The sequence below is a fragment of the Rhodococcus sp. IEGM 1305 genome (assembly GCF_030058635.1).
GTDB classification, from domain to species: domain Bacteria; phylum Actinomycetota; class Actinomycetes; order Mycobacteriales; family Mycobacteriaceae; genus Rhodococcus_F; species Rhodococcus_F opacus_D.
In genome coordinates this window covers 42,280-63,047 of record NZ_JASHKX010000035.1, presented here as the reverse complement: position 1 = coordinate 63,047, position 20,768 = coordinate 42,280, and the positions used below count along the sequence as shown (strand labels likewise).

Annotated in this window: 21 protein-coding genes and 1 tRNA gene; 3 read left to right on the top strand and 19 right to left on the bottom strand. The window is 67.9% G+C overall.

Features of this window, described 5'->3' with window-relative positions; translation table 11 throughout:
* Positions 1-292 precede the first annotated feature (292 nt).
* The 8 genes from QM693_RS30595 to QM693_RS30560 form a co-directional block, all read right to left on the bottom strand.
* On the bottom strand, positions 293-490 hold the full coding sequence (locus tag QM693_RS30595) for a hypothetical protein (protein WP_005248440.1): 198 nt from the start codon (positions 488-490) through the stop codon (positions 293-295).
* A gap of 48 nt (positions 491-538) precedes the next feature.
* On the bottom strand, positions 539-661 hold the full coding sequence (locus QM693_RS30590; RefSeq protein WP_005248443.1) for a hypothetical protein: 123 nt from the start codon (positions 659-661) through the stop codon (positions 539-541).
* A gap of 42 nt (positions 662-703) precedes the next feature.
* Complete coding sequence (locus QM693_RS30585; protein WP_283354207.1) at positions 704-1,141, bottom strand: DUF2752 domain-containing protein; 438 nt, start codon at positions 1,139-1,141, stop codon at positions 704-706.
* A gap of 114 nt (positions 1,142-1,255) precedes the next feature.
* Positions 1,256-1,328, bottom strand: a tRNA-Thr gene (locus tag QM693_RS30580).
* A 31-nt stretch (positions 1,329-1,359) separates the two neighbouring features.
* On the bottom strand, positions 1,360-2,574 hold the full coding sequence (locus QM693_RS30575) for a DNA polymerase III subunit delta' (protein ID WP_280782883.1): 1,215 nt from the start codon (positions 2,572-2,574) through the stop codon (positions 1,360-1,362).
* Positions 2,575-2,626: 52 nt separating this feature from the next.
* On the bottom strand, positions 2,627-5,548 hold the full coding sequence (gene topA, locus QM693_RS30570; protein WP_283354206.1) for a type I DNA topoisomerase: 2,922 nt from the start codon (positions 5,546-5,548) through the stop codon (positions 2,627-2,629).
* Between the two features lie 137 nt (positions 5,549-5,685).
* Entirely contained in the window at positions 5,686-6,270 is a 585-nt protein-coding gene (locus QM693_RS30565; RefSeq protein ID WP_283354205.1) for a hypothetical protein, read from the bottom strand.
* Between the two features lie 141 nt (positions 6,271-6,411).
* The gene (locus tag QM693_RS30560) at positions 6,412-6,615 is read right to left on the bottom strand and encodes a cold-shock protein (RefSeq protein WP_005248460.1); all 204 of its coding nucleotides are present in this window, start codon (positions 6,613-6,615) and stop codon (positions 6,412-6,414) included.
* Positions 6,616-7,012: 397 nt separating this feature from the next.
* Here QM693_RS30560 and QM693_RS30555 point away from each other — a divergent pair, with 397 nt between their 5' ends.
* A complete protein-coding gene (locus QM693_RS30555; RefSeq protein ID WP_283332846.1) occupies positions 7,013-9,376 on the top strand; it encodes a DEAD/DEAH box helicase in 2,364 nt (787 codons plus the stop codon).
* A gap of 5 nt (positions 9,377-9,381) precedes the next feature.
* On the opposite strand, the gene QM693_RS30550 is transcribed toward QM693_RS30555, so the two are convergent.
* Both QM693_RS30550 and QM693_RS30545 read right to left on the bottom strand, forming a co-directional pair.
* The gene (locus QM693_RS30550; RefSeq protein WP_283354204.1) at positions 9,382-10,164 is read right to left on the bottom strand and encodes a CoA-transferase subunit beta; all 783 of its coding nucleotides are present in this window, start codon (positions 10,162-10,164) and stop codon (positions 9,382-9,384) included.
* Positions 10,161-11,081, bottom strand: coding sequence for a CoA transferase subunit A (locus QM693_RS30545; protein WP_005248463.1), 921 nt, complete (start codon positions 11,079-11,081; stop codon positions 10,161-10,163). Before QM693_RS30545 ends, QM693_RS30550 begins: the two co-directional genes overlap by 4 nt.
* Before the next feature lie 110 nt (positions 11,082-11,191).
* Between QM693_RS30545 and QM693_RS30540 the strand changes: the two genes are divergently transcribed.
* A complete protein-coding gene (locus QM693_RS30540; protein ID WP_280782888.1) occupies positions 11,192-12,088 on the top strand; it encodes a LysR family transcriptional regulator in 897 nt (298 codons plus the stop codon).
* Between the two features lie 9 nt (positions 12,089-12,097).
* Here the strand turns inward: QM693_RS30540 and QM693_RS30535 are convergent, their stop codons facing one another.
* The 8 genes from QM693_RS30535 to ssd all read right to left on the bottom strand — a co-directional run bounded on the left by QM693_RS30535 (position 12,098) and on the right by ssd (position 18,359).
* Positions 12,098-13,507: an MFS transporter gene (locus QM693_RS30535; protein ID WP_105421745.1), complete on the bottom strand. Its 1,410-nt coding sequence runs from the start codon at positions 13,505-13,507 to the stop codon at positions 12,098-12,100.
* Positions 13,508-13,696: 189 nt separating this feature from the next.
* Positions 13,697-14,053, bottom strand: a complete 357-nt coding sequence (locus QM693_RS30530) for an Rv3654c family TadE-like protein (RefSeq protein ID WP_283332842.1) — start codon at positions 14,051-14,053, stop codon at positions 13,697-13,699.
* Complete coding sequence (locus tag QM693_RS30525; RefSeq protein WP_283332841.1) at positions 14,050-14,424, bottom strand: TadE family type IV pilus minor pilin; 375 nt, start codon at positions 14,422-14,424, stop codon at positions 14,050-14,052. The genes QM693_RS30530 and QM693_RS30525 overlap by 4 nt, the downstream gene beginning before the upstream one ends.
* The gene (locus QM693_RS30520; protein WP_105421752.1) at positions 14,424-14,642 is read right to left on the bottom strand and encodes a DUF4244 domain-containing protein; all 219 of its coding nucleotides are present in this window, start codon (positions 14,640-14,642) and stop codon (positions 14,424-14,426) included. Before QM693_RS30520 ends, QM693_RS30525 begins: the two co-directional genes overlap by 1 nt.
* Before the next feature lie 57 nt (positions 14,643-14,699).
* Positions 14,700-15,290: a type II secretion system F family protein gene (locus QM693_RS30515; RefSeq protein WP_283354203.1), complete on the bottom strand. Its 591-nt coding sequence runs from the start codon at positions 15,288-15,290 to the stop codon at positions 14,700-14,702.
* Entirely contained in the window at positions 15,287-16,078 is a 792-nt protein-coding gene (locus tag QM693_RS30510) for a type II secretion system F family protein (protein ID WP_283354202.1), read from the bottom strand. The genes QM693_RS30515 and QM693_RS30510 overlap by 4 nt, the downstream gene beginning before the upstream one ends.
* Complete coding sequence (locus QM693_RS30505; protein ID WP_283354201.1) at positions 16,075-17,277, bottom strand: TadA family conjugal transfer-associated ATPase; 1,203 nt, start codon at positions 17,275-17,277, stop codon at positions 16,075-16,077. The genes QM693_RS30510 and QM693_RS30505 overlap by 4 nt, the downstream gene beginning before the upstream one ends.
* The gene (gene ssd / locus QM693_RS30500; RefSeq protein ID WP_280782894.1) at positions 17,274-18,359 is read right to left on the bottom strand and encodes a septum site-determining protein Ssd; all 1,086 of its coding nucleotides are present in this window, start codon (positions 18,357-18,359) and stop codon (positions 17,274-17,276) included. The genes QM693_RS30505 and ssd overlap by 4 nt, the downstream gene beginning before the upstream one ends.
* Positions 18,360-18,740: 381 nt before the next feature.
* Between ssd and QM693_RS30495 the strand changes: the two genes are divergently transcribed.
* Positions 18,741-19,577, top strand: a complete 837-nt coding sequence (locus QM693_RS30495; protein WP_009477389.1) for an HAD-IB family hydrolase — start codon at positions 18,741-18,743, stop codon at positions 19,575-19,577.
* 413 nt (positions 19,578-19,990) lie between these two features.
* Here the strand turns inward: QM693_RS30495 and QM693_RS30490 are convergent, their stop codons facing one another.
* Positions 19,991-20,740 carry an oxidoreductase gene (locus QM693_RS30490; RefSeq protein WP_283332837.1) on the bottom strand — a complete coding sequence of 250 codons (750 nt, stop codon included), beginning with the start codon at positions 20,738-20,740 and terminating at the stop codon, positions 19,991-19,993.
* Between the last annotated feature and the right edge of the window lie 28 nt (positions 20,741-20,768).

The following is a 20,768-nucleotide window of genomic DNA, read 5'->3' as shown; positions in this document are numbered from 1 at the left end:
GAACACGCACACACCATCACTTCTGACGCACTCGCCAGCCGCTCCGGGGCAACCGTTCCATCTTATCCTACCAGCCTCACCGGCGCAAGCCGAGACGCTGATCAGAATCTAACCGGGATGGAAGCACCACCGTACACGACGATGAACCTCCGATGTACCAGGCGCCTTCGTCCAACCTCGTGTCCCCCGCCTTCCGGCCGGGGTCGGTGTCCGTGTCGCTCTGACCTGGAATAAGTTACGCGAAGGGAAACAATAACACCAAATCGCCAGGTCAACGCCGCGTAACGCTGGTTCAAGGCACCCAGTACTTGGCGGCCAGCTCCTCGATCACCACATCACCGTCCGACGCCTGCTCCAAAGCCGCGAGGTCGGAGTCGATGGAAACCAATCGTGGATCGTCCCCCTCCGCCTCCTGGACCGGGTGGCCCCCGTCCTCGGCCAGCTGGCGCAGCAGCTTCTCGCGCACCCGGTCCTTCAGCGAATCGCTCATATCGAAATCATGACCGCGCGACGGTGGGTTGTCGAGAGTGCACCGAACTCACTCCTCGGTCTCGTCCGGCGCCTTCACGTTGTCGCTCTTGCCGAAGACTCGCAGCGCGGTCGGAATGAGGACGATCAGCGCGCCCAGGATCGCGATCAACGAAAAGACCTGCATTGCCATCTGTGAACCGACTCTCTGTTTCGTGCCCGCGGCGACCAGGTGTCAGGCCGGCGCGAGCCAGCTTCCCCAAGATGTGTTCCTGGTGACGGTAAACGCCGCAACAAAAATGAGCACACCGACCATCACTCGTGGACCGAACACGATGGTGCGATCGCGTTGTCCTCGCCATCGGCGACGTGCCCATACGATCCAGGCGAAGACCATCACCGCCATGAACGGGACGATCAGAACATTGCCGGCCACAGCGGCGCCGATGTCGAGGTTGGTGAGGTCGTGCACCGCCCTCAACCCCCCACAGGCCGGGCACCACCACCCGGTCAGGGCATAGACCGGACAGAAACCGTACGAACCCGGCTGATGCGGATCGCGGAAGTGGAGGATCGCGGCGGCGACAACGGCGCCGGCGACCACAGCGGCGGGTGCACCGAGTGCGCGCAGACCGGCCGCCGGCGTCGTCGGATTTTCGCTGTGGGTGTCCACGTGACCAGTCTTCACGATTCTTCCGGACATACACATCCGTCACGGCGGACGTGTCCTGTCCCGGAGACGACTCTGGCCCTTCCCGACTGATCGGGAAGGGCCAGAGGACCGCTGAGCTGCCTGAGAGAATCGAACTCTCGACCTTTTCATTACGAGTGAAATGCTCTACCGACTGAGCTAAGGCAGCGGTGCCTTTCGGCGGTGGCGAGTCTAGCGCCTCAACCCCGAGTATGCGAAAACGGCTCCCTGAACGCATCTCCGAGGGTGGCCACCATGGCGTCGACAGCCCACTGCGGTTTGACGTTGACGGTGATCGCCTCGCGGCACTCGAGGACGGCTTCGATGCACTTCAGAAGGCCTTCCGGCGTTGTTCGCGCGGCGAGGTCGGCCGCCCGATCCGCCATGTCCGGGTGGTTCGCGGCCGCGTTCGATTTCCATGCGACGGCGAGCGCGTCGCGGTAGAGACCGGCCAGATCGATCAATGCACGGTCGAGTGCGTCACGGCCCGTGCGAGTGGCCCTGGACTTCTGGCGCTTCTCGAGATCCTTCAGCACGCCGGCCGAGCCTCGCAGAGCTCCGGCAGCACCCTTGCCGGTGCCGCCCGCCCCCAGCGCGGTGCGCAACTCCTCGGTCTCCTGCTCGTCCCTGGACGCGCTCATCTCCTTCGCCTCCGCATCGGCCGAACGCACCAGTTCCTCCGCCGCGGCGAACGCGGTGGCGGGCCGCAGTGCCGCGACAGCGAGATCCAGAGCGTCCTTACGACGCACTTTGGCATTGAGATCTGTCGCAAGACGTCGGGCGCGCCCGACGTGACCGCCGCTGATCGAGGCTGCCAGTCGCGCATCGGCGGGATCCAGGCCGTCCCGCTCGCGCAGGACCTTGGCGATGGAATCAGCCGACGGGGTCACGAGATGGACGTGCCGGCAGCGCGACCGCAGCGTCACGGAGATGTCCTGCGGGTCGACGGAGGGCGCACACAACAGGAACACGGTGCGATCCGGCGGCTCCTCCACCACTTTCAGGAGGGCGTTGGCCGCCCCCTCGGTGAGCCGGTCCGCGTCCTCGACGACCACGATCTGCCAGCGCCCGGTGCTCGGCCGTCGGGCGGCGGTCTGCACGATGGCGCGCATCTCCTTGACGCTGATGCTCAGGCCCTCGGGGACGACCTGCCGGACGTCGCCGTGGGTACCGGCCATCGCTGTGGTGCAGGCGTGGCAGACGCCGCAGCCCGGAACGCCGTCGCTGGTGCATTGGAGTGCTGCGGCGAAACACTGCGCGGCCACCGACCTACCCGATCCGGGCGGGCCGGTGAACAGCCACGAATGCGTCATCGAGGAGCCCATCGCACCGACTCCGCGACGGGCCGCGGTCGCCGCGGCCGTCAGCTCGGCCTCGACGTCCTCTTGGCCCACCAACCGGTCGAATACCGTCACCGCGCCAGCCTAACCGGCACATGCGACAGCACGGCCGGCCCGAGGTACCGGCTCACGCCTTCTTGTCCGCTGCCTTCTTCGAGGCCGCCTTCTTGGCCGGCGCCTTCTTGGCGGCGGTCTTCTTTGCCGCCTTCTTGGCCGGCGCCTTCTTCGCGGTCGCCTTCTTCTTGACGGGACCGCGGGCACGCCGATCCGCCAGCAGTTCCGAAGCGCGGGCGTCGGTGATGGACTCCACCTCGTCGCCCTTGCGGAGGCTGGCGTTGGTTTCACCGTCGGTCACGTACGGCCCGAACCGGCCGTCCTTGATCACCATCGGCTTCTCGCTGACCGCGTCGACGCCCAGCTCACGCAGCGGCGGGGTGGCCGCGGCCTGACGACCGCGGCGCTTGGGCTCCGCGTAGATCTTCAGAGCCTCGTCGAGGGTCACCGTGAACATCTGGTCCTCGGTGGCGAGGGACCGCGAATCCGTCCCCTTCTTCAGGTACGGGCCGTAGCGACCGTTCTGCGCGGTGATCTCTTCCTTGGACTCCGGATCGACACCCACGACGCGCGGCAGCGACAGCAGCTTGAGGGCGTCGTCGAGGGTCACCGTAGCCAGGTCCATCGACTTGAGCAGCGAACCCGTCCGTGGCTTCGGACCGGTGGCCTTCTTCGCCGCCGCCTTCTTCGCGGGCGCCTTCTTGGCAGCTGTCTTCGTCTTGGTCGTCCCGTCGCCGGATTCGTCCGTCACCGGCACCACTGCCGGTTCGGGCTCCGGTTCCGGCTCGGGAAGGATCTCGGTGACGTAGGGGCCGAAGCGGCCTTCCTTCGCGACGATCTCGTGGCCGGTGAGCGGGTCGACGCCCAGCTTGCGACCCTCCTGCGGCGTCGAGAACAGCTTCTCCGCGTACTCCGGTGTCAGCTCGTCCGGCGGAAGGTCGTCGGGCAGGTTGGCCCGCTGGGAGATGAGGTCGCCCTCGGGATCGTCCGGGTTCTGGACCATCCGCTCGAGGTACGGACCGAACCGTCCGACGCGGACGTGCACTTCCCGTCCCTCGGCGTCGTCGAAGAGCCTGATCGAGTTGACCTCGCGAGCGTCGATCTCCTCGAGGTTGACGCCGACCATCTTCTTCAGGCCGCCCTCACGGGCAACCGAACCCTCGGCGCCGTGATCGCCGCCGAAGTAGAAACTGCTCAGCCAGTTGCCGCGCTGTTCCCGGCCACCGGCGATCGCGTCGAGGTCGTCTTCCATCCCGGCGGTGAAGTCGAAGTCGACCAACCGCCCGAAGTGCATCTCGAGGAGACCGATGACGGCGAACGCCACCCAGGACGGGACCAGCGCGCTGCCGCGTTTGTAGACGTATCCGCGATCGAGAATGGTCTTGATGATCGACGAATAGGTGGACGGGCGGCCGATGCCCAGCTCTTCGAGGGTCTTGATCAGGCTCGCCTCGGTGTAGCGGGCGGGCGGGTTGGTGGTGTGGCCGTCGGGGTCGAGCTTGGTGGCGGTGACCGCCTGGCCCTCGACGAGCACCGGCAGGCGCGACTCGGCGTCGTCGGACTGGCCGCCGGCCTCCTCGTCGACGCTCTCCACGTAGGCCTTCAGGAATCCGGCGAACGTGATGGTGCGGCCCGAGGAGGAGAAGGTGCATTCCTCGCCGGTGCCCGCGGTTCCGGTGATCCGCAGGGTCAGCGTCGTGCCCCGCGCGTCCGCCATCTGCGACGCCACGGTCCGCTGCCAGATCAGCTCGTACAGGCGGAACTCGTCGGTGTCGAGGCGGGAGTGCAGCTGACCAGGGGTCTGGAACACGTCACCGGCCGGGCGGATGGCCTCGTGCGCCTCCTGCGCGTTCTTGACCTTGCGCGTGTACTGGCGCGGTGTGTCGTGCACATACTCGGCGCCGTACAACTCGGTGGCCTGCGCGCGGGCGGCAGCGATCGCCGACGACGACAAGGTCGTCGAGTCGGTACGCATGTAAGTGATGTAGCCGTTCTCGTACAGCCGCTGCGCGATGCGCATGGTCCGCTCGGACGTGAAGCGGAGCTTGCGGCCCGCCTCCTGCTGCAACGTCGACGTCATGAACGGCGCGTACGGCTTGCGGGTGTACGGCTTGCTCTCGGCGGAGGAGACGGTGAGGTCGACACCGGCGAGGGACTCGGCCAGACGCTGCGCCCGCGCCTCGTCCAGAACCGTGACGGTGCTCGTCTTCAGCTGGCCGTCCGCGCCGAAGTCGCGGCCGGTGGCCACCCGGGAGCCGTCGACGCTCACCAGACGCGCCCCGAAACTGCGGGGGCTGGCCTCGGCGCCGGCGTCGAGGGTGGCGGAGATGTCCCAGTAGGACGCCGAACGGAAGGCCATCCGCTCGCGTTCGCGCTGCACGATGACGCGGGTGGCGACGGATTGCACGCGGCCCGCCGACAGCCTCGGCATGACCTTCTTCCACAGCACGGGGCTGACCTCGTAGCCGTACAGACGGTCGAGGATGCGGCGGGTCTCCTGAGCGTCGACCAAGTCGGTGTCGAGTTCACGGGTGTCCTCGGCCGCGGCGCGGATGGCCGGCTCGGTGATCTCGTGGAAGACCATCCGGCGAACCGGGATCTTCGGCTTGAGCGTCTCGAGGAGGTGCCAGGCGATCGCTTCGCCCTCGCGGTCGGGGTCGGTGGCCAGGAAGAGTTCGTCGGCGTCCTTGAGGAGACTCTTCAGCTCCGTGACCTTGGACTTCTTCTCCGGACTGACCACGTAGAGCGGTTCGAAATCATGGTCGACGTTGACGCCGAGCCGCGCCCACGACTCACCCTTGTACTTGGCCGGGACGTCTGCGGCTCCGCGCGGAAGGTCGCGAATGTGGCCGACCGACGCCTCGACGACATAGTTCTTTCCGAGGTACGGGGCGATCTTGCGGGCCTTGGTCGGCGACTCGACGATCACGAGGCGGCGAGGCTGGCCGGACGCTCCCGCCGCACCCTGTGCACTGCCGTTGTCCCCTTTAGCCACCTGTAGCCCGAGCCTTCCTGAAGTCGATCGCTGCCACTCGACAGTTGTGCAGACAAACCCTTTTATACCCGGTTCGCCTATTACTAGAGTGACATACCCGGAACCCATCCTCGCAGATCAGTACCGTCTACGCGGCTCTACACGTGGGGCCAACCGGTACGGTCGTCCAAATTTCCGGGCGCCTCGCCGATGCTCTCGACGAGTCTGCCGAGCCTACGCCGACCCGAGATTCGGAGCCCCGGACCGGAGCCACGGGTGCCGATCAGCGTCGGCGCGATGCCCGCTCTCATCAATGCCTGAGCCAACGGCGCGTAGGTATCCGGGGCGTGCGGATCGAGTCCGAGGACGAACCGTTCCCCCTCTGCTTCGCTCCTGCCCGACGCGAGAGCCCACACCCTCAGCTGACGCCCCGACGGCACCCAGCCGGAGGGCACCGCCTTGACCGCTCCCCTCGTCCACTGGTCCGCGAGCGGCCGCAAGTCGACGACCGACGCGGTGCGGACCAGAGGGCTTCCCTCGTCGCTGCGCGTGATCTCGACCTCGAGTCCGGCCTCGGTGATCAACTCCGCAATCGCCTCTGCCCGCCACTGCGCGTCGACCACGATCGAGATGCGCGCACGCCCGGCCGATGTGACCACCTGCCCCGTCGCGGCGAGAAGACCGCACAGATCGGTGACTGCCGGCGGCATCGCCTCCGCGGAGAAGAAGGAGAGCTGGCTCACTGAAGTACCCCCTTATGCCACGGCACCGTTGCCGTGAAAACGACTCGTCCCCCACCGCCTCAGGCGATGGGGGACGAATCAGACGCGGTCACGAGGACCCCGCCTATCTGATTTACGTGTTCACGAATGTGAACGGCAGAATCAGACTGCGCGAACGCCGGTAGCCTGGGGGCCCTTGGTGCCCTGGCCGACCTCGAACTCCACGCGCTGGTTCTCCTCGAGGGTGCGGAAGCCGCTGCCCTGGATCTCGGAGTAGTGAACGAAGACGTCAGCGGAGCCGTCTTCGGGTGCGATGAAGCCGAAGCCCTTTTCCGCGTTGAACCACTTCACAGTGCCCTGTGCCATGCTTTTCCTTCTCTTTCTAACCACCGGATTCGGCGGACAGCACATACAGTCCGCCGGGCCGGTTCCGACCGCTGTACTTCTAGATTTCCCCCTCAGGAAAAGCAGAGCACCGCGTTCGCAACATCGATCCTGCGAGCGTTCACTCTTTCAAGCCTACGAACACAGAAGCTGCGACCAGTTGTAGTCAACCATGAACTCCGCGAACGCAACAGTCGAAATCCGAACAATTCACACAAAAAGTTGATCTTGTAGCGAACAGGCACGAAACAGTGGATTGACGCGGGGGGCACGACACCCCGGGCGACAGCCCCGGAGAGGCACTCGTTATCATCAAATGCGCAGGTCGTGGCGGTGGGGAAGCTACTCGCCCGTCCCCTACGACAGCCCGGAGACATCAGTGAGCACACCGTTTTCACCACGTGACGACAGTGGAAATACGGGCGAAACATACGGCCGGGCGCTGCTGAACCGAGTCCTCGAGGGCGTTCCCCGAGACGAAAACCCGCTCACTTTCGCCGCCGAAATGCCTGCCCGGACTTCTCAGCTGTCGGAATGGCCCGCGTGGGCGCACCCGAGCGTCGTCCGGGCCATGCAGGAGAACGGGATCCCCCGTCCCTGGACGCACCAGGCCGCCGCCGCCGACCTGGCACATCACGGGACGAACGTCGTGGTGTCGACCGGCACCGCCTCGGGCAAGTCCCTGGCCTACCAGCTTCCGGTACTCACCACTCTGGCAACGGATCCGCGGGCGACCGCCCTTTACCTCTCACCGACCAAGGCGCTGGGAGCAGACCAGCTGCGGGCCGTGACCTCGCTCATCGACTCGGAAGTCCTGGACGCCGGGGACGACCTCCGGGGCGTGTGCCCGTGCGTGTTCGACGGCGACACCCCACTCGAAGTGCGGCACTGGGCACGGGAGAACTCGCGGTGGCTCTTCACGAACCCCGACATGCTGCACATCTCCCTCCTCCGGACCCATCAGCGATGGGCGCACTTCTTCCGGAACCTGGCCTACGTGGTGATCGACGAATGCCACTCCTACCGTGGTGTCTTCGGCTCGAATGTCGCGCTCGTGCTGCGGCGGCTCCGGCGCATCGCGGCACGGTACGGCGCCGAACCCGTCTTCGTCCTCGCGTCCGCGACGACGGCGGACCCCGGGGCGGCGGCGTCACGGCTGATCGGAGCGCCCTGCGCCGAGGTAGTGGAAGACGGTTCACCACACGGTCCCCGGACGGTCGCGCTGTGGGAACCCCCGCTCATGCGGGAGGTCACCGGGGAGAACGGAAGCCCCGTTCGACGGCCCGCCGGTTCGGAGGCCGCGCGCATCATGGCCGACCTGATGGTCGAGGGGGCCCGCACGCTCACCTTCGTGCGCTCCCGCAGGGGCGCGGAACTGACCGCGATGGCGACCAAACGCCTACTCGGGGAGATCGATCCCGAACTCTCGTCGCGAGTCGCGTCGTATCGAGCAGGGTACCTCGCCGAGGATCGGCGTGAGCTCGAGACCGCACTCGCGGACGGCACACTGCTGGGGGCGGCGACGACGAATGCGCTGGAACTCGGCGTCGACATCGCCGGCCTCGACGCCGTCGTGGTCGCCGGATTCCCCGGCACGGTAGCGTCGTTCTGGCAACAGGGAGGCCGGTCCGGGCGACGCGGCGAAGGATCGCTCGTAGTCCTGGTCGCGCGTGACGACCCTCTCGACACCTACCTCGTCCACCACCCGTCCGCGCTGCTCGACAAACCCGTCGAGGCGACCGTCACGGACCCGAGCAATCCGTACGTCCTCGGCCCGCAGTTGCTCTGCGCAGCAATGGAACTACCACTGTCCGACGCCGAGGCCGAGGCGTTCGGGGCGATCGACGTTCTCGGAAAGCTGGCCGAGCAGGGCCTGATCCGCCGGCGGGCACACGGCTGGTTCGTCACCGCCGGCACAAATCCTCATGGCGCAGTGGATATCCGGGGTGGAATCGGAACCCAGGTGGCAATTGTCGTGTCGGAATCCGGACGCATGCTCGGAACTGTCGACACGGGCCGCGCTCCCGCCACAGCACACCCCGGCGCCGTCCACATCCATCAGGGTGAGTCGTACGTCGTCGACGAACTCGACCTCGACCAGGGACTCGCGCTGGTGCACGCGGAGGACCCCGACTGGACGACGTCGGCCCGCGAGACCACCGAGATCACCGTCACCTCGGTGCTCGAGCAGAAGCAGTTCGGCGACGTCGAGGTGGCGCTCGTCGAGGTGGAGGTGACCCATCAGGTGATCGGGTACCTGCGACGGCTGCCTTCGGGCGAGGTCCTCGACGCGGTCGAACTGGACATGCCGAAGCAGACCCTCCCCACCCGCGCCGTGATGTACACCGTCACCCCGGAACTTCTGGTGCGGGCCGGTGTTCCGGCCGAACGCGTGCCCGGTTCGCTCCACGCCGCCGAACATGCCGCTATCGGGCTCCTGCCTCTCGTCGCGGTGTGCGATCGAGGCGACATCGGCGGCGTCTCGACGGCGGTGCACGCCGACACCGGACTTCCGACTGTGTTCGTCTACGACGGTCATGCAGGCGGCGCCGGATTCGCCGACCGGGGTCACGCCGAACTCACCCGCTGGCTCGGCGCGACCAGGGAAGCGATCGAATCGTGCGAATGCACGTCAGGCTGCCCGTCGTGCGTGTACTCACCGAAGTGCGGAAACGGCAACGACCCCCTCGACAAGGACGGCGCGATCCGGGTCCTGACGGCGGTATTGGACTCGCTCGGCTGACCGGGTCAGCGCAGATACAGCCGAACCGTGTCGATCACATCGCGGAGCAGGTGAATCTCCTCGCGGGTCGGCGGGACGGTGACGGTGAGATCGTCCGCGACCTTCAGCTCCCAGCCGGTCTGGGCTCGCACGTCGTCGACGGTGACCCCCTCGTGCACGCTGACCAGTTCGAGTTCGTCGAACGGGCCCTGCCGCGACAGCACCCCGAGGTTCGTGAACACCTTCGTCACCCCTCGGCCTCGAGGCATGATCCCGTCACCTGCGGCCCGGGCCCGGACGGGACTCGGCGACGTGCAGAAGTCGAGTTCCGCGGGGAAAGCGCTGGGGTCGTGTCGGCGCATCACCACGAAGATCTCGCCGGCGTTGGGCATGATCTCCACGGCGCCACCGGCACCGGGCAACCGGACCGTCGGCTTGTCCCAGTCTCCGATGATGCTGGTGTTGAGGCTGCCGTACCGGTCGATCTGGGCCGCGCCGAGGAATCCGACGTCGACGTTGCCGCCCTGCAGCACGTAGCCGAACAACGCTGACATCGACACCACCGACTCCGCGCCCGACACGACGACCGAGTCGGCGATGCCCTCGGCCATCGCGGCGGGGTGGGCGCCGCACACTCCCGATTCGTAGATCAATTCGACGTCCGGGTTACTTGTCCTCTTGGCGAGATCGACGGCGAGAGTCGGCAAGCCGACGCCGGCGAAGACGCGCCCCTTCCCGGCGAGTTCGCGGGCGGCGACGGACACGATGATCTCCGTCGCCGAGACCTCTCCGAGTGGTGCTGTGCTCATTTCCGGCTCCCGTAGTCGACTGGTTCGGAGAATCGAGGCTCGACGGCGAGGTCGTTCCAGTAGTCGCCGCCGAGTTTGTCCAGGTACTCGTCGTGATTCGCGGTGCCATGGATCCACTCCTTCAGCCACGCCTGCAGGAGTGCGGAGTCCTTGCTGATCGCGGTCCAGCGTCGGTAGAACGCGCAGTCCCGGTCGTAGTAGCCCTGCACGTAGGACGGATGCGCCCCGCGCGGACAGACGACGACGGCATCGACCGCGTGAGAAGGGATCAGCGTGCGGCTGGGGTCGGAGCGGACGACCTCGTCGTCGACGATCTCCTCGACGACCACGATCGCCTTCCCCGCGGCGTACACCGCTTCCTGCTGAACCCCGGAGATACCCCAGATCTGCACGTTGCCGTGACGGTCGGCGCGCTGCGCGTGAACGATGGTGACGTCCGGGTTCAGCGGAGGCACGACGTACACGGTGCCCTCCCCGTAGGGATCGTCGACGAGTCGAATTCGCGGGTTGAGCCGCGGAAGGTCGCTTCCGGCATAGGAGCGCAGCGGAAAGAACGGGAGGCGCGCGGCGCCCGCCTGATAGCGGCAGACCATTCCGTAGTGGCTGTACTCCTCGACCTCGAGGGCAACCGGATCGTGGTGCTCGATACGGCGTCGCAACTCGTGCAGGGATCCGGCGGATCCGCTCGCGAAGAACGAGGCCACGAGCTTGGTGACACAACCGGCGGCCACGAGTTGATCCGACACGATGTCGGGCGTCATCCGGCACAGCGTGAGGTTCTGCCGCTGCTGCCGGATGATCTCGTGCGCGGCCGCGAACGAGATGAGATGCGAGAATCCCTCGAGGCACACGGTCATGCCGTCTTCGACGTACGTTCCTATGGCTTCCGCCATGCTGACCACTTTGCTCATCGCCATGCCCTTCTCCGGAACGACGGGACGTCGCCTCGGGGCCTTCCCCACCGGATTACCGCCGTTTGACTCAATAGTGTTGACAAATCTGTTGCCGGAACTGCAATAGTTCTCCCGTGGAGATTTCTCAGATCACTGCCTTTCTCGCGGTCGCCGAGGAGTTGCACTTCGGCCGCGCCGCACAGCGCCTGCACTCGGCCCAGCCGCCGCTGAGCCGCACGATTCGGCAACTGGAAAAGCAGCTCGGGGCAACTCTTTTCGAAAGAAACACGCGGAACGTCCGGTTGACCTCCGCCGGTGAGGCACTGCTCGGCCCGGCACGCGAGATCCTGGACGCCTGCCGGCTCGCGGAAATCGCCGTCGCCGCCGCCGGGCGCGGACAGGTCGGCCGGGTCCGCATCGGCTTCGCCGGAGTCTCGTCCCACCTGCTCATCGGGCGGTGGGCGAAACTCGTCCGGCACACCCATCCGGGTATCGAATTCGTTCTGGACAGTTCCGCTTTCGCGAGCGAAGCACTGAACAAGCTCCTCGACGGAACCCTCGACATCGGTCTGGTCCGTTGGATCTTCACCCCGCCGGGCATCGCGTCTCGCGTCATCCTCAACGAGGAATTCGTGGTGGCCCTGCCCACCGACCACCCGCTCGCGGGCAGGGACGGCGTTCGCATCGAGGAACTGGCCACCGAGCCGTGGGTGACGCTGCCCGCCGATCCCGGATCGGCGCTGCGCGACTCCCTGCAGAGGGCGGCCCACGACGCCGGTTTCACGCCCCGGATCGTGCAGAGCGCCCCGGACTCGATGGCGTTGATGGCGTTGGTGTCCGCGGAGGTCGGCTGCGCGTTGACCGTCTCCTCCGTGGCCGAGAACGTGAACAACCCGGATGTCGTGTTCCTCCCGCTGGTCGGCGGTCCCAGCACCCTGCAACTGCGGATTGCGTGGCGAGCGGACGACGACAACGCCGCGTTGCGGGAAGTCCTCAGGCTGTCCGAGGAGGCATTGCCCACGCCGGAATGACCTGCGCGGTCAGGTGTGGGCTGTCGCACGGGCCTGCCCTGCACTGGGAGCGGTGTCCACCGCATCGTCCTCATCGATGTCGAGCTGCAGTTCGTCCGCGTCGGATTGCTCCGCGGTCGACAACCGGCGCGCGTCGAATCCGGTCCGGTTCAGCAACAACAGCGTGCAGACCAGGGAGACTGCGGCATAGCCGGCCGACACGAACGCAACGCCGACGATGTTTCCGGACGAGTTGAGCATCCACTGCGCCAGCACCGGGGTGCCGCCGCCGACGACCAGCGAACACAGCTGATAGGCCGCGGAAAGACCGGTGTAGCGGATGTTGGCGGGGAAAGCACGCGCGAGCACTCCGGCGATGGCGCCGTAGAACATCGAGTGCGGAATGGTCGCGAGGCACATCGCGACGACGGCAATGGCGAAGTTCTCGGTCCGGATCGCGAAGAACATTGCCGGCATCAGGACGAACTCGGGAATCACCATGATGCACATGGCTTTCCGCATGTCGATCCGGGACACCAGGACGGCGCCGAACGGCTGCACGATGAACTGGACCACGAGGGCGATGGCGATGGCGCCCAGGAACGTGCCCCGGTCGTAGCCGAGTTCGCTGGTGGCCCACGACAACGCGAAGGTGTTCTTGAAGTACGTCACCTGGGCCAGGGGCAGCGCGCCCGCACCGAGGAGGACGAGGACCCAATGTTTGCGCAGCACCTCACCGATCGGCAGTGCGACGGTCTTCTTGCGCTTCAGCACGGTCTTCATCGCGTCCGACTCTTCGAGCTTGAGACGGATGATCATGCCGACGATCACCAGGGCCGCGGAGATCAGGAACGGGATGCGCCAGCCGTAGAGCACGAACGCCGGGGTGGGCATGGCGGAGAGCAGGAAGAACGCCATCGTCGCCAGGAGGTTTCCGGCGGGCGATCCCTGCTGGGCGAACGCCGAGTACAGAATCCCCTTCCCCTTGGGTGCGTTCTCACTGGCGATCAGGACCGCCCCGCCCCATTCACCGCCCACTGCCACACCCTGGACGACCCGGAGGAACACCAGGGCAGCGGGCGCCCATATTCCGATCTGCGCGTAGGAGGGCAGGAGTCCGATTCCGACGGTGGCGGTGCCCATCATCATGAGCGTGATGACCAGTGTGTTCTTCCGACCGATCTTGTCGCCGAGATGGCCGAAGACGATACCGCCGATGGGACGGGCGAGGAACCCGGCCCACAGCGTGACGAACGCGAGGAGCGTTCCCATGCCCGCCGGCAGGGTGTCGGAGAAGAACACCTGACCGAAGACCAGCGCCGACGCAGTGCCGTAGATGTAGAAGTCGTACCACTCGATCGTGGTGCCGATGAACGAGGCGATACCCGCCCTCCGCGCCTTTGTCTCTGCCTCGGTCCGCTTCGGTGGTGCCGTGGTCATGTAATGCCCTCTCTCGCCAAAGGGAGTGGTGTGGATGAAAACCAGCTCGCATCAGTGAGACTCGCATCACAGGATCCATGCCGTCCAATACTTCCTGAGCGGCGGATTATTCCGAATCTGGTCATAGTTGCCGAAACCTCCGACACGCTGGCGTGATGCGAGTCACCGGCCCGCCTCTTCGCTTCGATGTCACTCCGCGGGACCTGCCCTCGCCACGGCGCGGGCATCCCGGACACCCAGCGAGGACAGAAGCACGGGTGCGGTGACCGCGACCTCGACGTCCCAGTCGTCGACCTCACAGGACACGACTTCGGTGCGCATTCGCCCCGCGACCTCCCAGGCCGCGGCACACGCCGCGTCGGTGCCGCGGTCCAGCCCGACGGCCGCGGCGAGGGCGGCCAGATCTGCGGCGGACTGCGCCCGGTGCCGCACCGACACCGCCGAGCCGACGTGCACCAGCATCGCCGTGAGCACCACCAGCGCCGCGAGCGCACAGCACGCCGTCACGGTCACGGAACCGCGATCGTCGCTGATCCCCGAACTCACCGCCCTCCCCCGCTCCACCCCGGCACCGTGGGTTCGAGAACCGCCACCGCCTCCGCGGAGATGTTCACGAGCGGAAGGAGTGGACTGCGTGCCCGCACGGTCGCGACGACGAACTCCCCCTCGGTTCGAACCGACACGTCGGCGCCGTCGGGTGCCACCTTCGCCGCCGTGGAGATCGCCGACTCGCGATCTCCACGGGCAGCGAGCCGTGCTGCCTCGCGGGCCGAGTCGACGCACCGGACGTGCAGTGTCGCCGCGGTGATCGCGCCGACACACAGCACGACCACCGCCACGATCGACGCGATCGCGATGGCAGCCTCGACCGTCACGCCGCCGGCCTCGGACCGGCGCAGGTTCTCGGCAGCACTCATCACACCGCGGTGTTCAGCGCTTTGTCGATGATGTTCGTCAACGCCGTGACGATGCTGTCGCCGGTGACGACCGAATACAGCACGGCGCCGAAGGCCGCGGCCGCGATGGTGCCGATGGCGTACTCCGCCGTCGACATGCCGTCCTCGTCCGTCGCGAGCAGCGTCAAGCGAGCGGTCAATGCTCGAACTTCCGCCAAGGCCCGGATTCCGTGTCCCATGGTGTTCCCCCTTCAGAGTGTCCGGCGCAGCGGTTCTGCGCCGGAAGTGTCGATGTGTCACAACAGCCCGCCGTCCAACACCCGCGAGGCAAGCCCGACGACGACCGGGATGATGCCGAGGCAGATGAATGCCGGCAGGAAGCACAGCCCGAGGGGGCCACTGATCAGCACGCCTGCGCGTTCGGCCGACGCCGCCGCCAGATGCTCGACCTGGATCCGGCCGTCGGCGGCAAGTTCCGTCATGGAACCGGCGAGCGACGATCCCGATGCGGCCGACCGGCGCGCCATGCGGGCGAGCGATTCGGTGGCCGGGTCCGACGCGGCCGCCTCCCACGCCGTCGCCGCATCCGCCCCCAGCGACAGCAGGTCCGCGGCGCGGCGCAGCGATTCCGCCAGCGGCGCCGGCGCCGTCCGCGACACGGCCTGCGCCGCGGTCGCGACGGGCAGCCCGGCGCGCAGACACGCTGCCAGGAGGTCGAAGGTCGCGGCGATCGCGAGCGGGTCCTCGCGGCGCGTGGTGTCGTCGACCGCGGACGCCGCATCACCCGGGCCGCGACCGCCGTTGCCGCGCAGTCGCTGTACCGGCGCTCTGGGTGCGGGCAGCACCAGTACGGTGCCGGCGAGGAGAAGTACCGCGCACCAGATCATCCCGTCACACGTCCGGTGATCCGGTCGGTCCACAACAGGCCCGCGCACACCAGCCCCGCACCGAGCAGCAACAGGATTCCGCCCACACCACCGCCGAACAGCACCGTCAGAGGTGCCGCCTCCATCATCTGGCCGAGACCGACACCCAGCAGCGGCAGCCCGGCGAGTACGGTCGCCGTCGCCCTCGCGCCGGCCAGCGAGGCCTCCGTTCGCTGACGGAAGCGGCTGCGTCCCAACAGGTCCGTCCGTGCAGCCTCGAGCAGTTCCGCCAGTGCGAGACCGTGCGCGTCGGCCACCGCCCAGATATCGGCGATCCGCCCCAACTCGGTACCGACACGGGAGTCCGCGATCCGGAACCCGTCCGCGGCCGATCCTCCGAGCCGCGAGCGCGCCGACGCGGCCCGGAATGCCGCCGCCACACTGCCTGCCGACTCGTCGGCCGCCGTCTGGCATGCGGCAGCCGGATGGGCACCCACCCGAAGTTCCGCCGTCACCACCTCGAGACTCGACAGTACGACACGTAGATCGGCATCCTTCGCTTTCGCCGCCCTGCGTCGCGCCGACCTGAAACGCATAGTTGCACAGACGATCGTCGCGGCGAGGACCGCGCAGAGCCCGCCCACTTCGTACACGATCGGAATGCCGGCGAGCGCCGCCGGAACCACCCAGGGCAGACGCAACCGGGGACGGGGACCTTCCCTGCCCGTCACCGCGAGCAACCGGGGCCGCGATCTCGCGGACGGCACCGCCAGCACCGCGCAGGCGAGGACCACCAGACCGGCGATCACGACGGCACCACCGTCCCCGAGTCCACCGGTCCACGCCGAGAACACAAGTGGCGGAGCCGGTCCACCGCCGGACCCTCACCGGTGTCGTGGCTCCAGGCGGGCACGATCGTGACGCGCCCGTGTTCGTCGCGAGTGACGACACCGATCTGCGTCAGCCGCCGCGCCCCGCTCGACGACCGGTGGACGTGCAGGACCACCTGCACGGCGGCGGCCAGTTGACTGTGCAGCGCCGCGCGGTCCATTCCGCCCAGTGCCGCGAGCGCTTCGAGCCGCGCCGGAACCTCCTCGGGCGAGTTGGCGTGCACCGTTCCGGCACCGCCGTCGTGACCCGTGTTGAGCGCCGTCAGCAGGTCGACGACCTCGGCGCCGCGAACCTCGCCGACGACGATCCGGTCGGGTCGCATACGCAGTGATTGCCGGACGAGGTCCCGGACGGTGACCTCACCCACGCCCTCGACGTTGGGTGCCCGGGCCACGAGCCGGACCACGTGCGGGTGCGTCGGCGCCAACTCCGCGGCATCCTCCACGCACACGATCCGTTCCGCCGGGTCCACCGCCCCCAGCAATGCGGCCAGTAGCGTGGTCTTGCCTGCACCGGTGCCGCCGGTGACCAGGAAGGCGAGCCGTGCCTGCACGATCGTCATCAGCAGGTCGTGGGCTTCCGCGGCCACGGCACCGCCCGCGACGAGCGCGCCGAGCCCCTGGGTGGCCGGGCGCAGCACCCGCAGCGACAGGCAGGTACCGCCCTGGGCCACGGGAGCGAGGACGGCATGCAGCCGCACACCGAACGAACCGTTCCCGACGTCCCTCAGCCTTCCGTCGACCCACGGCTGAGCGTCGTCGAGGCGGCGTCCGGCGGACAGCGCGAGCCGTTGCGCGAGCCGGCGCACCGCCGCCTCGTCGGTGAACCGGACGGCTGCGCGTTCGAGCCCGCGGCCTCGATCGACCCACACACGGTCGGGCGCGGTGACGAGCACGTCCGCGACTCCCGGTTCCGTCAGCAACGACTCGAGTGGGCCGGCGCCGGTGAGTTCGGTCATGAGCACCCGCAGCGCCCCGAGCAGATCGGTGTCGCCGAGCACGCCACCGGACTCGGTGCGGATGGCGGCGGCGACCGTCGCCGGCGTCGGCTCGCCGGACGTGTGCGCGAGACGTTCGCGCACCCGGTCGAGGAGATCTTGTGTGACGAGGGAACTCATGCCGCCCACTCCCGCGACCGCGGTCTGCTGCCGACCGTGTCGAGGACCGCCTCGGCCGCGGCGCCCAGCGGGGAGCGCCTGCCCGGCCTCAGTCCGCCGTGTTCGAGCATTCCGGTGAGCGCCCGCTCGGCGCGCATCGACGCGATCAGCGGCAGGTCGAGAACCTCCGCGACGTCCGCGCCGCGGAGCCCACCGGGTGCCGGGCCGCGAACCACGAGTCCCTGGTTGGGGTTCCTCTCGGTGATCCACTGCGACACCTTCCCCGCGGCGATGCAGGCCCGGACGGTCGCGGGCACGACCAGAACCACCAGATCGGCGAGTTCGAGGACGGTTTCCGTGACCGGGCCGGGGAACCGCGACACGTCGCACACGACCAGATCGCCGGCATGGCGGCCTGCATCGGTGACCGCACGGACCGCGGCCGCTGTCGGTCCGGCGCCGTGCCCCGTCCTGCTGCAGGCGAGCACCCGCAGCCGCTCGCCGCGGGCGGGGAGGGCGTCCCGGAGCGCGCCCGAGGAGATCCGGCCGCCCTCGATCGACAGACCCGACCATCGCAGTCCGGGCACGTCCTCGATGCCCAGCAATACGTCGAGGCCGGACCCCCACGAGTCGGTGTCGAGCAGAAGGGCCGGCTGCGGCCGCGACGCGGCGGTGAGGGCGGTGGCCGCTGCCAGCGTGGAGGCGCCCGCACCGCCGCATCCGCCGACGACGGCGACGACGGTGCCGTCCGCGTCGGGACGCTGGGGTTGCTCGCCGAGCACGGCGACCAGCGCGGACTCGTCCTCGGGTACTGCGAGCACGTGTTCCGCCCCGACCGCGGTGGCGATCCGCCACTCGTCGATGCCCGGCGGCCCGTCGCACAGCAGCACCACCCGGCGCCGGCGTGGGAGCCGGTTGCGGCACGCGGCGGCTGCGCGTGCGTCGAGCACGACGATCGGGGCGCTTCCCCAGACGTGCCGGGCGTCGGCGACGTCGACCTCGTTCAGCGCCCGGTCGGCCGCTGCCGCCACGCGCCTGATGCTGTGCAGCAATGCCGGGTCGTCGACCAGAACCAGCACTTCACCCCCGCCTTCTGCGTCCATGCAGCGAGCGTGCCCGCTGCCGGAGACTGCCGGAAGGGGCTCGGCTCGAACTGTGGACAACTTCGGCCCTGTGGATAGAAACTGGTACCAGCGCACCAATTTCACGGGTTCGAGCCGAGGAGTGCGGTAGACCCGCCGCAGACAGAGGACGACCCTCGCCAGGGGGGGAGGAGGCGAGGGTCGTCAGTGTTCAGCCCCGGGGGGTCGGGCTGAACATCGTCCGGATCAAATCCGGACATCAGCAATACTACACCTCCCCCGATCAGTATTTGCAAGTTCAACTGTTGAACGTTCCGTCGTGTCGATAGTGCCGAAAGACCCTTCCTCGGCCCCTTCGTACGAGCCCCCACCCCACTCGAAGTCCGCATATCCTTGGAAATTGTGACCGCGAAGCCACAGAGAAGTGCCAAGACAGGTCGACACACCGAGACAGGTCGGGTTGCCGCATTCTTCGACCTCGACAAGACGATCATCGCGAAATCCAGCACCCTCGCGTTCAGCAGACCGTTCTTCGACCAGGGCCTGATCAACCGCCGATCGGTTCTCAAGAGCAGTTACGCGCAGTTTCTGTTCCTGCTGTCGGGCGCGGACCACGATCAGATGGAGCGGATGCGCGCCTACCTCACGAGCATGTGCGCGGGCTGGAACGTGGACCAGGTCCGGTCCGTGGTCGCCGAAACCCTCCACGACATCGTGGACCCTCTGGTGTTCGCGGAGGCCGCCGACCTCATCGCGGACCACAAGTTGCGGGGCCACGACGTCATCGTGGTGTCGGCGTCGGGCGAGGAGGTGGTGGCGCCGATCGCCGAAGCTCTCGGGGCCACGCGCAGCACCGCCACCCGCATGGCGGTCGCGGACGGGCTCTACACCGGCGAGGTGGAGTTCTACTGCTACGGCGAAGGCAAAGTGGACGCGATGCGGCAACTGGCCGACGAATACCACTACGACCTGTCGGCATGCTACGCCTACTCCGACTCCGTGACCGATCTCCCGATGCTGACCGCAGTCGGCCACCCGACGGCGGTCAACCCGGACCGGGCTTTACGGAAGGCTGCGGCCGGAAACGGTTGGCCCATATTGACTTTCTCGAATCCGGTCTCCCTCCGGGCACGCCTCCAGGCGCCGTCCGCGACCACCGTCGTGACCACGGCGGCGGTGAGCGTCGGGGCCCTGGTCGCGGGCGCGTTCACGTATGGAGTGTTGCGCCGCAAGCGCTGACCGCCGCAACCCGCGACACGGTCACAAACCGAATTTGATACTTGCTGTGAGGGGGGTCACGGGGTACAAAGGAGTTACGGAAGAACGGAAGGCCAAGGTCGACCCAGAAGAGAAGGATCGATCTCCCGACCAGGATTCCCAGCACGGGCACTAGGTACCCACGCGAAGCATAAGCCACTATAAGGGCAGAAGCGTTGTGGGCCTGCGAGACTCGAGTCTTCACCGGCAAGGACCCTGCACAGGTTGCAAGGACGACCCGACGATATTCGGACTCTCGCCGAGGCCACCCACACAACCCACCTTGCACGCTTGGTAACCGGTTGTCCGTGCTAACGGGCGGCGAAGTCGACACCAGTCGGCAGCGCCGCCCGTTTCACATGTTCGGGAACTTGTTGCAGCGCAGGGTATTTCGACTAACTCGTCGCGGCCTCCGCGATCGACGTGGCCTCCCGGGCTCCGGCCTCCAGAGCGCCACAGCAGAGGACGACCCAGCTGCCGACACCCTCCGGCTCGCCCGACGCGAACGCGGCCGCCCCGTTGCGGTACGCCTGCTGCCGGCGCAACCAGCTGACCTCCGGGACCCCGAGATTGTGGGGATCGAGCCCGCTCGCCACGGAAACCAGGCGTGACGCGGCGCGCGCGACGATACCGTCGCCGACCCCGAACGGCTTCAGCGTCAACAATTCCCCGTGCACCACGGCCGCCAGAACCGGCGCGGGCGCAGCCGTTCCCCCCGTCACGAGCTGGGCGAGACCGTCGAGCCGCTCCGCGACGCCGGACCCGGCACGCGGCCTGCCGAGCAATTCCTGATCCTCCACGAGGTCGGCCGCGGCCAGCAGATGAAGCCGCGCGAGGGCCTGCAGCGGTGCCCGCTGCCAGGTGGACTGCAGAAGTGTGAGGGCGTCACCGTCGAGGGCCTGCCCGACCCGCAGCGCCCCCGACAGAATCGGGTCGCCTGCCTCGCCGGGCGCGGGCAACTCGGTGCTGCCGCCGTCCAGCGACGCCGAGGCGCGGGCCGCCCGGACCGCCGCCTCGGCCGCCGTGGTCGGCCAGCCGCGCCGGTTGGTCTTGTGGCGGTGAACCGCACCGAGCGCGTCGCGCGCACGGTCCGCGGCTTCGCGGACGCCGGGAAGGTCGACGAGGGGCTGCAACGGGTCGCTCACGTACCGGAACGCTACCCGGCGCCGTCCC

What these genes read in the sequence shown, in the direction of transcription:
- QM693_RS30595 (WP_005248440.1), bottom strand. Translation starts at nt 490, where the DNA reads ATGAGCGATTCGCTGAAGGACCGGGTGCGCGAGAAGCTGCTGCGCCAG.
- QM693_RS30590 (WP_005248443.1), bottom strand. Translation starts at nt 661, where the DNA reads ATGGCAATGCAGGTCTTTTCGTTGATCGCGATCCTGGGCGCGCTGATC.
- QM693_RS30560 (WP_005248460.1), bottom strand. Translation starts at nt 6,615, where the DNA reads ATGGCACAGGGCACTGTGAAGTGGTTCAACGCGGAAAAGGGCTTCGGC.
- QM693_RS30550 (WP_283354204.1), bottom strand. Translation starts at nt 10,164, where the DNA reads ATGAGCACAGCACCACTCGGAGAGGTCTCGGCGACGGAGATCATCGTG.
- QM693_RS30545 (WP_005248463.1), bottom strand. Translation starts at nt 11,081, where the DNA reads ATGGCGATGAGCAAAGTGGTCAGCATGGCGGAAGCCATAGGAACGTAC.
- QM693_RS30535 (WP_105421745.1), bottom strand. Translation starts at nt 13,507, where the DNA reads ATGACCACGGCACCACCGAAGCGGACCGAGGCAGAGACAAAGGCGCGG.
- QM693_RS30525 (WP_283332841.1), bottom strand. Translation starts at nt 14,424, where the DNA reads ATGAGTGCTGCCGAGAACCTGCGCCGGTCCGAGGCCGGCGGCGTGACG.
- QM693_RS30520 (WP_105421752.1), bottom strand. Translation starts at nt 14,642, where the DNA reads ATGGGACACGGAATCCGGGCCTTGGCGGAAGTTCGAGCATTGACCGCT.
- QM693_RS30515 (WP_283354203.1), bottom strand. Translation starts at nt 15,290, where the DNA reads ATGATCTGGTGCGCGGTACTTCTCCTCGCCGGCACCGTACTGGTGCTG.
- QM693_RS30505 (WP_283354201.1), bottom strand. Translation starts at nt 17,277, where the DNA reads ATGAGTTCCCTCGTCACACAAGATCTCCTCGACCGGGTGCGCGAACGT.
- ssd (WP_280782894.1), bottom strand. Translation starts at nt 18,359, where the DNA reads ATGGACGCAGAAGGCGGGGGTGAAGTGCTGGTTCTGGTCGACGACCCG.